Here is an 8,376-nt window from a genome sequence, read left to right on the forward strand (position 1 = left end):
CCTCACGACGGACACCCTTGCCTCTGGCTGTGAGCTTGGCACTACCTCCTGCTCATCGGGACTTTCACCCTATAGAAATCGCCAATGCCGGGCACACGAGCACAAAGGCATTCATCTGCGGACGAATGCCTTTGTTTTTTAGGGGGTGAGCCGGCAGCCAGCCCATGGCAGAAAGGGCCAATCCGCCGGCTCGCATGCATCAGAAGAATCCTGGAGAGATCCCGAGCCAGATGAAGTACGTGCCTCCTGCCAGCAGAAGCAGCAGCCAGTAGAGCACGGACATGACAAACCCATACCAGAAAGATTCGCTCATTGTGTACTTGTTGGTGCCGTAGAGCATGGCATTGGGTTTAGCGTTGAAGGGAAGAGACCAGCAGACATTGACGCAGAGCGCTACCGGCAAGCCCAGCGCCAGAACGCTGATATCCATAGCCTGAGCAATGCCGATCACAATCGGTATGAAAATGATCGTGCGCATATTCTTGCTCTGGAAGATGAAGTGACTGGCGATGAAAATGGCCGTAAGCACTGCATAGAGTTCGAAGTACGACATCGAATTCATGCCGAATGCATCCATCAGATGCTTCGTCAGAACTTCCATCAATTTTGTGTTCGTCAGACCGGCGCCAAGTGAATATGCACCTGCCGAGAAGATCATCAGGTGCCAAGGTATATCAACGTCATTCCAGCTAATCAGCTTCAGCTGCGGAGCGAGCATGATGACCGCACCAAGCATGGCCACAATGGTGGAATTAAGGCCATGAAGCTTATCCGTGGCCCAGACGATGAGCACGAGAAGGAAAATTGCCGCGGCCTTCACTTCCGAAAGCTTGAGGCTTCCCAGCTCCTGATAGGCCTTGATGAGTGCCTCACGACCACCCTGCAGCTTAGGCTCGCGATCGGCCTTCGTAAGCGGGAAAACGAAGCGAACCCCAATCACATAGGAGATGATGCCGAAGGCAATCACGAGAGGCACGCCCGCAGCGAACCAGTCGAAGTAGTAGATCGTCGTCCCGGCGCCCGCAAGAAGGGCAACGGCCATAAGGTTCGCGCCAGAACCGGTCATGTACATGTTGCAGGATGCATTGATCATGAGCAGGTTGTGCAGGACAAGATTGCGCGCAAAGTTGTTGGTGGTATCCGTCCCCGGCGCCCCATAGATCGCGGAGACGACCATGAAAAGCGGCATCATCAGTGCGGCCTTGGCTGCTGTGGCGTTAATGAAGGCCGCAAGGATCAAATTGATGGCAAGGAATGTCATGAAGATCATTCCAGCGTTCTTGCCGAAACGGATGATGAGCCACAGAGCGACGCGTTTGACAAGATCGGTTTTCACCATGGCGCTCGCCATGATGAAGGCGGACACATTCAGCCAGATCACGGGATCACCCAAGGTTGCCATCGCTGGCTTTGCCTTGAGAATGCCAGTAAGTACCAGACCGCAGATGAACAGCATGGACGTGAGATAGTTGGGTACCGCCTCTGAAATCCAAAGGAAAAGCGCTGTAGCAAACAGCCCGAACATGATCTGCTGACGGTGGTCGAGAATCGGAAACTGCACGAGATAGGCAGAAACGACGAAGATCACAGCAGCAATAGGAAGTCCCCAAAGCCTGAAGAAACGCCCTGCAGGAGAGAGCGGCCGCTTTGGGATGCGATTGAGCGAATAGCTGTTCATGTCGAGGGGATCATATGTCCCCCGATCGACCTGGTTATTGACAGTCATACGGCCTCCTTTAGAGAAAGGTCCTTTGCCTCTATTCTGAAGGCCCTGCACCCTGAAAGAATCGTATAACGTGATTCAACCCATAACGCTTGCTTATTGTTTCAGCTATCAGCCAGCTTCTGCTTCAGAAACTCCATAAAGACTTCTGTATTGCGAGAAAAACGCCGATCCTGCCGCCACAGCATAAAGATTCCGCGGCGAGGCTCCCAGCCCGGGACTGAAAGCTCAACCAGCCGATGATCCTCGAGTTCGCGCTCCACGACCGCACGGGAAATCACGGCGAGGCCAGCTCCCTCTTCAACTGCTCTCTTGATTGCTCCTGCGTCATCCATCTCAATCGTACTTTTCAGGCGTATCCCAAGTCCCTCCAGCTGACGGCGCAGGTTCTGCGCAGAGGCGGTGCTCCGTCCCGGCAGAATGAATTGCTCGAGAGCTGCTTCCTCGGCAGAAAGCACATTTCCTTTTCGAAATCTGCTGCCGGCCGGCGCTACAATTGCGAGCCGATCCGTTCCGATCCTCTTGACCCCGACATTCCCGGTCCGCAAATGCTCATCTCCTTCTGCAACAACAGCAAGATCAAAGGCATTTTCCTCAACCAGGCGACCAATAGTATGCGCCGTATGGATGGAGACAAGCAGTTCGATATCAGGGAAAGCCTCTCGAAACGCCGTCAGAATTTTGGGAAGCAGATAGACACCAATGATCCTTGACGCACCAATCCGAATCGTCCCGCTGTGAAGCTGACTCAGATCTTCAAGCTCTCCCTCCAGGGTCCTGATGCGATCCGTAATGTCGAGCGAGGCGCGCAGCACCAGGCGACCAGCGTCCGTGAGCACCACCTTCCGTCCCGTTCGCTCAAAAAGCTTCACGCCGAGCTCAGCCTCCAGCGCGGCAATGTGTCCGCTCACGGCAGGCTGGGAGAGGCAAAGTTCGTACGATGCCTGCGTGAAATTCATCACGCGCGCAGTCGTAATGAAAGTCCGCAGATGAGTAAGTGAAAGCATGGTATCGCTTAGCAGAAAAGAGGTCCATCAATAAGCATTCATTATGGATGAATGCTCAGGATCTAATGAGTTCGCTTTGCATCCGCTCATACAATTGAACCATGCATCAATTCTGGGAAAGGAGCCTCTATGCCTGCGCTTTTGCTTCAGATCGCCGGCGCCGTAGCGCTCCTTGTCTGGGGCACATACATGGTAAAGACCGGGATTCTCCGAACCTTCGGTGAATCTCTCCGGGTCTGTCTTGCAAAATACCTTAAAAACCGTTTCCTGGGCTTTCTGGCCGGCTTCTCCCTTGCTGCCGTGTTGCAGAGTTCGACCGCATCCGCTCTGCTGGTAGCAGGTCTTCAGGCCGGCGGGCTGGTCACAACAGCCATTGCACTAGCCGCGGTGCTTGGTGCTGATGTTGGCAGCGCCTTTATGGTGCGCGTACTCACGCTGGATCTTTCTTCGGCAGTGCCTGTCCTTATTCTTGCGGGCACATTTCTCTTTTTGCGGCGCACGAACGAACGCTCAGGGCAATTCGGCCGCATTCTGCTGGGCCTTGCCTTCATATTGATGGCGCTTCGTATGATCATGGAGGGGACGCTTCCGCTTCGGGAAAGTGAAGCACTGACAGCGGCAGCTCAGTGGTTTGAGGCTTCAGCTCCCCTGAGCATTCTGCTGGGAATACTGCTCGCACTTCTATTCTTTTCAAGTCTCGCAGTCGTCGCTACCACTGCAGCCTTTTATGCAGCTGGGATTCTCTCCATGGAAGCCGGTCTCTGGGTGGTACTTGGAGCAAATCTCGGCAGCGCTCTCCTTGCCATCCTGACCACTTCCGGCAGCTCTCGCACAGCAAGGAAGGCTCCCCTGGGGAACGGCTTATTCCGAACGGTCGGATTTGTTTTAGGCGCCGTAACCCTGTGGCTGGCGCCTTCAGTCAAAACCTATTTTTCGGCATACCCTGACGGCATTGTGCTTTTCCACCTTGCCTACAATGCTGTCGTCTGTATCTTCGGACTCCTTTTTGTAGGTCCGGCTGCAAAGCTCATTGACGCGCTTTTCCCTGCGAAACCTCTTCCTTCCGACGGGGAAGTTGAACTTCTCGCCGAGGAAAATCTCCTTTCTGTGAAAACTTCCCTCAGGCTGGCGAAGAAAGAAATCGCCAAAACCGCCGAAATTCTGGAACGATACTGGGAGGATCTTCGGAAAATGCTTTCCATCAACCCTCCTGCCGGAGAGCTTCTTCTGATGGAAAGCCGCAGAAAGCTTCTTGAGCGACGCTGTCGTGCGGTATCCGTCTACCTCGCCGCAGTTGTCCGACTCGGACTCACAGCTGAAGAATCCCGCAACTGGGATCGGGCCTCTACCCTGAGTGATTCGCTTGGATTCGCGGTCAGCGTTTGCGGCCAGATCTTTAAAACCATACGCAAAAACAAATGGCGGGACAGTCGCTTTTTCTCTTCTCCTGGGCTTACAGAGCTTCTTGCCACGCACGACGAAGTAGCCAACATGCTCAGAGAGCTTGAGGAGCTTGTTTCTCAGAGTGGAAACAAGGAAGCCTTGATTCACATGCTGGCAAAGGAGGAACAGGCATTAAGCGGAAAGGATTTTGAGCTCGTCGTCAGACACATGGATCGCGTGGCCTCCGGGGTATCAGAATCTGTGGAAACCAGTGCTCTGCACGTTGAGCTTCTGGCTCTCTATCGACGGGTTGCTGCAATTCTGATGAATGCTGCCCGCTCTGCCTGATGCCTCTAGCGACATCTGTAGCGCGACTCATCCATCAGGATTGCTGATGGATCCGATTTTGAATTGCCATTCCAAGTGCATCACGCTGCCTCAGAATGAAGATAAAGATCTTTGTAGAGGATTTGATTTTTCTCCCGGAGATCCCGAACTTCCGAAAAGTTCAGTTTGCATGAGGAGCATGAGCATGGCAAAGGAAATCGAAAGGAAATTTCTCGTCAAGGGTGATGCCTGGCGCACATTAGCTCAAGGCGTGCACTATCGTCAGGGATATCTCAACAGTGCCAAGGAACGCACTGTGCGCATCCGCACGGTGGGTGAGAAAGCGGTAATCACCGTTAAGGGCCCCACGATCAGCGTTACGCGCATGGAGTTTGAGTATCCGATTCCTTTCAGTGATTGCGTGACGATGCTTGAGAAGCTTGCGGAACAGCCCATCATCGAGAAAACACGCTACAAAATTCCCATGGGCAGCTTCACGTGGGAAATCGATGAATTTTTCGGCGTTAATGCCGGCCTCATCGTGGCGGAAATTGAATTGCCGAGCGAAGACACGCCTTTTGAAAAACCGGACTGGATTGGTGAAGAGGTATCCGGTGATCCGAGATACTTCAACTCAAACCTGGTTGCCCATCCCTTCAGCACGTGGGAAAAGTGAGGTTCACCATGACGGATACGTTTGCTAAGAATCAGGCAACAACTGCAGCTGAAGCCGCCAAGATTATTCCCCGTGCAGAATTCCGGGTCTTCGGCAAAGAAGTCATTGAAAGCGTCAAAACGCACATGTGGCAGTGCAAGGCTCAGCTTTTCAAGGCGCGCGTCATGCCGGCCGAAACCTACGTACTCTCTCGTCACACGGATGAAGCCAACGTCAAGGTTCGGGACGGGCTGCTCGACATTAAAACCAAAACGGGAGAAACTCCTGAAGGGTTTGAAATTTTCCAACCCCGGGGAAAATTTCAGTTCCCCGTCAAGCGCGACGAATTACTGGCCATCTTTTCTGCGCTTCAGGCAGATCTGCCGGAGACTGGTGATTCCTGCACGTTTGAAGAGTTCAAGAACCTCGTCCGTGCCAACCCGGATCTGGCTTTGGTTTCGGTAGAAAAAAAGCGCTTTGGATTCTCCGTCAACGGCATTATTTGCGAATACGCCGAAGTCTGGTTCAATGGGGCCCGGGTTGAAACAGCCTGCTGCGAAAGCGAGAACTACGATTCAATGGCTGCAGTTGTCGAAGCTCTCGGACTTAAAGGAATGGAGAACACCAACTATCTTCGCGCCGCCAAGAAGGTCATAGGCTGGATCGATAACTAACGCAAAGATCCACTAAAAAGGCCCGGAACTTCCGGGCCTTCTGGTCTTTTAAGAGCGGCGCTTTTTCAGCGCAACGCCTTACTCATCGCGCTCAAGAACTGCAGCGAAGAAGCCGTCCGTGTTGTTCACGTGCGGCAGGAGCTGCATGTAGCCCTCGAAGCGCTCGAGCTGACCGGGACCGAAGTGAATCCCCTGCTGCTCGAAAACTTCCTTCACGGGGACGAGACGCCAGCCGGGATTGGCGGCGAGGAAGGCTTCCACGACATCCTGGTTCTCGCGCTTCAGAAGCGAGCAGGTCGCATAAACGAGGCGCCCGCCCTTCTTCACGAGCTTTGCAGCGCTCGCGAGCACGCTCTTCTGGATGGCGTTGATGCGCTCGAGCTCCTCGGGCGAGAGACGCCACTTGAGGTCGGGGTTGCGCCTCAGCGTCCCCGTGCCCGTGCAGGGAGCGTCGACGAGAACGCGGTCGAACTTGCCGTTGAGCCTCCTCACGCGCTGATCCTGTTCGCTTCTGATCGCGATCGGATGAACGTTCGTGAGGCCGGCGCGGCGCATGCGGGGAGCGAGCCCTGCGAGGCGCTTCTCATTCACGTCGAAGGCGTAGAGGCTGCCGGTCGAGCGCATGAGGGCGCCCAATGCAAGGGTCTTGCCGCCCGCGCCCGCGCAGAAGTCGCAGACCATCTCGCGGCGGCGGGGCGTGAGGAGGCGCGCGATCAGCTGCGAGCCTTCATCCTGCACGTCGACGAGGCCGTCCTTGTAGATCGGCCAGCGGGTGAGGCCGGGCTTCGTAGGAAGACGCACGCCGTCGGGCGAAAGCGGCGTCGGAAGCGCCTCAACGCCGTTCTTTGCGAGCTCGGCGAGCACTTCCTCGCGCGTGGCCTTCAGGAGGTTCACGCGAAGGTCGAGCGGGGCGCCCTCCGTCATCGCGCGGTAGAGATCCTGGGAATCCGGGTACTGCGCCTCAATCAGGTCGAAGAGCCACTGCGGAAGCTCGGCGCGCACGTGCGCGGGCGCTTTTTCCGCATCAAAGGCGAGGACATTCTTCAGCGGGCCTTCCTCGGAGCCGATGGCCGCGGGCGAAATCGCTTCGAGGCCGTGCTGGCGGGCAAGGACAGCGAGGGCCGCGAGCTTCGGCGCGCGGTCCGGATGCACCGGGCGCATGGCGGCGCGAAGCCGTGCCGTAGCGGCGAAGCGCATCGTAGATGCCTTCAGCGATGATGCCGCGGTCGCGCATGCCGAGCTGCGGGTTGCTCTTGAAGAAGAGCTTCATCAGCACGTCGGCCGGGCCGTCGAACTTGAGAATCACCTTGAGCGCGCGGGCGAGCTCGTCAACGATCAGGTCGTCACGCGGACGCGGCCGGGCGCGCGGGGCGCCATGCGGTGTTCGGGAGTCTTCGGGCCCGAATGCTTCACGAAGCCTTCACGGGCGCGCTCCTCGCGGCGGCGCTTATCGGCGGCAATCTGGCGTTCAGTACGGCGGCGGCCCGGTTCGGCGCGCTCCGTACGGCGGGGCTTCTGCATTTCAAAGGCGCGGCGCCGGGGATGATTTTCAGGCATGTTCTGTCTCGGTCAAAGGGACGTTGGAAAGAAGCGCCTTCGCTTCATTGGGCGTCCCGAAATAAATAGGGTTCAGAGCGGAAAGCGTTATTCCGCATAAAAGACGGCAAGTTCGCGCGCGGTGGCGTCGTCCATCACGGCGCGGCCGTCAACGAGCTTCACGCGGCCTTCGGCAACCGCCTTCACGCACTTCGGATAGACCTTGTGCTCATAGGGGAGAAGGCGCGCGGCGAGCGTTTCGGGCGTGTCGGTCGTCATCACCGGCACCACGGACTGGCCGATGATCGCGCCCCCGTCGAGCACGGCGGAGACGAAGTGCACGGTCGAGCCGTGAACGCGGCAGCCCGCTTCAATGCAGCGGCGGTGCGTATCAAGCCCCGGAAAGAGGGGCAGAAGCGCCGGGTGAATGTTGAGAATCTTTCCTTCCCAGCGGGAGACGAAGCCCGGCGTCAGGATGCGCATGAAGCCCGCGAGCACGATGACGGCGGGTTCATAGGGCTCAATCTGACGCGCGAGCTCTTCTTCAAAAGCCTCGCGCGTGGGGAAGGCCTTGTGGTCGACCGCAAAGGCGTCAAGGCCTTCAGCGCGGGCAGTTGCGAGCCCCTTGGCGTCCGGACGGTTCGAGAAGACCGCGGCGATTCTGAGGCCGTCGGCTTCCCAGTTTTCAGCGCGCGCCGTGCGCAGGATGGCTTCAAAGTTGCTTCCGCGGCCGGAAAGCAGAATGACGATGTTCTTCATGAAAGAGTCCCCGCACGGGCGAGAAGAGAAATGGAGGGTATGGAGTGGGCGGACATTCTAAGCGCGCAGGCGCTTTCGGATTGCCGGGAGCCCGGGATTAATTCTCTGCGTCTTGAGTGAAATCCCCTAGTCACTCTGGCCTCGATTCAGAATCAGAGCGGCCCGGGAGGGCAAAACTCTGCTTCCGGGAGAAGTGCCAGCCGCTCAACAGTATCGTGAATTCCCAGGAATCCGTTAACAGAGTCTGAAAGAAATTCATATCCCGGCTTAGTTTTGATTTAAGGCAACTAACTGAAATCTAAAGGTTAGTTG

At 56.4% G+C, this 8,376-nt stretch carries 8 protein-coding genes; 3 read left to right on the forward strand and 5 right to left on the reverse strand.

Features of this window, described 5'->3' with window-relative positions; translation table 11 throughout:
- Positions 1 to 199: 199 nt before the first annotated feature.
- Together GBM95_RS10190 and GBM95_RS10195 are read right to left on the reverse strand one after the other, a co-directional pair.
- Positions 200 to 1,726, reverse strand: coding sequence for an SLC13 family permease (locus tag GBM95_RS10190; RefSeq protein ID WP_152158997.1), 1,527 nt, complete (start codon positions 1,724 to 1,726; stop codon positions 200 to 202).
- A 101-nt stretch (positions 1,727 to 1,827) separates the two neighbouring features.
- Positions 1,828 to 2,730, reverse strand: coding sequence for a LysR family transcriptional regulator (locus GBM95_RS10195; RefSeq protein ID WP_152158998.1), 903 nt, complete (start codon positions 2,728 to 2,730; stop codon positions 1,828 to 1,830).
- Between the two features lie 129 nt (positions 2,731 to 2,859).
- Here GBM95_RS10195 and GBM95_RS10200 point away from each other — a divergent pair, with 129 nt between their 5' ends.
- From GBM95_RS10200 to GBM95_RS10210, 3 genes are all read left to right on the forward strand, one after another.
- The gene (locus GBM95_RS10200; protein WP_152158999.1) at positions 2,860 to 4,461 is read left to right on the forward strand and encodes a Na/Pi cotransporter family protein; all 1,602 of its coding nucleotides are present in this window, start codon (positions 2,860 to 2,862) and stop codon (positions 4,459 to 4,461) included.
- Positions 4,462 to 4,645: 184 nt separating this feature from the next.
- Entirely contained in the window at positions 4,646 to 5,116 is a 471-nt protein-coding gene (locus GBM95_RS10205) for a CYTH domain-containing protein (RefSeq protein WP_152159000.1), read from the forward strand.
- A 164-nt stretch (positions 5,117 to 5,280) separates the two neighbouring features.
- A complete protein-coding gene (locus GBM95_RS10210; RefSeq protein ID WP_226963273.1) occupies positions 5,281 to 5,769 on the forward strand; it encodes a hypothetical protein in 489 nt (162 codons plus the stop codon).
- 78 nt (positions 5,770 to 5,847) lie between these two features.
- On the opposite strand, the gene GBM95_RS10215 is transcribed toward GBM95_RS10210, so the two are convergent.
- The 3 genes from GBM95_RS10215 to purN all read right to left on the reverse strand — a co-directional run bounded on the left by GBM95_RS10215 (position 5,848) and on the right by purN (position 8,064).
- Positions 5,848 to 6,966, reverse strand: coding sequence for an RsmB/NOP family class I SAM-dependent RNA methyltransferase (locus tag GBM95_RS10215; RefSeq protein ID WP_226963274.1), 1,119 nt, complete (start codon positions 6,964 to 6,966; stop codon positions 5,848 to 5,850).
- A gap of 138 nt (positions 6,967 to 7,104) precedes the next feature.
- A complete protein-coding gene (locus GBM95_RS12745) occupies positions 7,105 to 7,326 on the reverse strand; it encodes a hypothetical protein (RefSeq protein WP_226963275.1) in 222 nt (73 codons plus the stop codon).
- Positions 7,327 to 7,413: 87 nt separating this feature from the next.
- Entirely contained in the window at positions 7,414 to 8,064 is a 651-nt protein-coding gene (gene purN, locus GBM95_RS10220; protein WP_152159002.1) for a phosphoribosylglycinamide formyltransferase, read from the reverse strand.
- Positions 8,065 to 8,376: the final 312 nt, after the last annotated feature.

The sequence above is a fragment of the Sutterella seckii genome, from assembly GCF_009183815.1.
Classification (GTDB): Bacteria; Pseudomonadota; Gammaproteobacteria; order Burkholderiales; family Burkholderiaceae_F; genus Sutterella; species Sutterella seckii.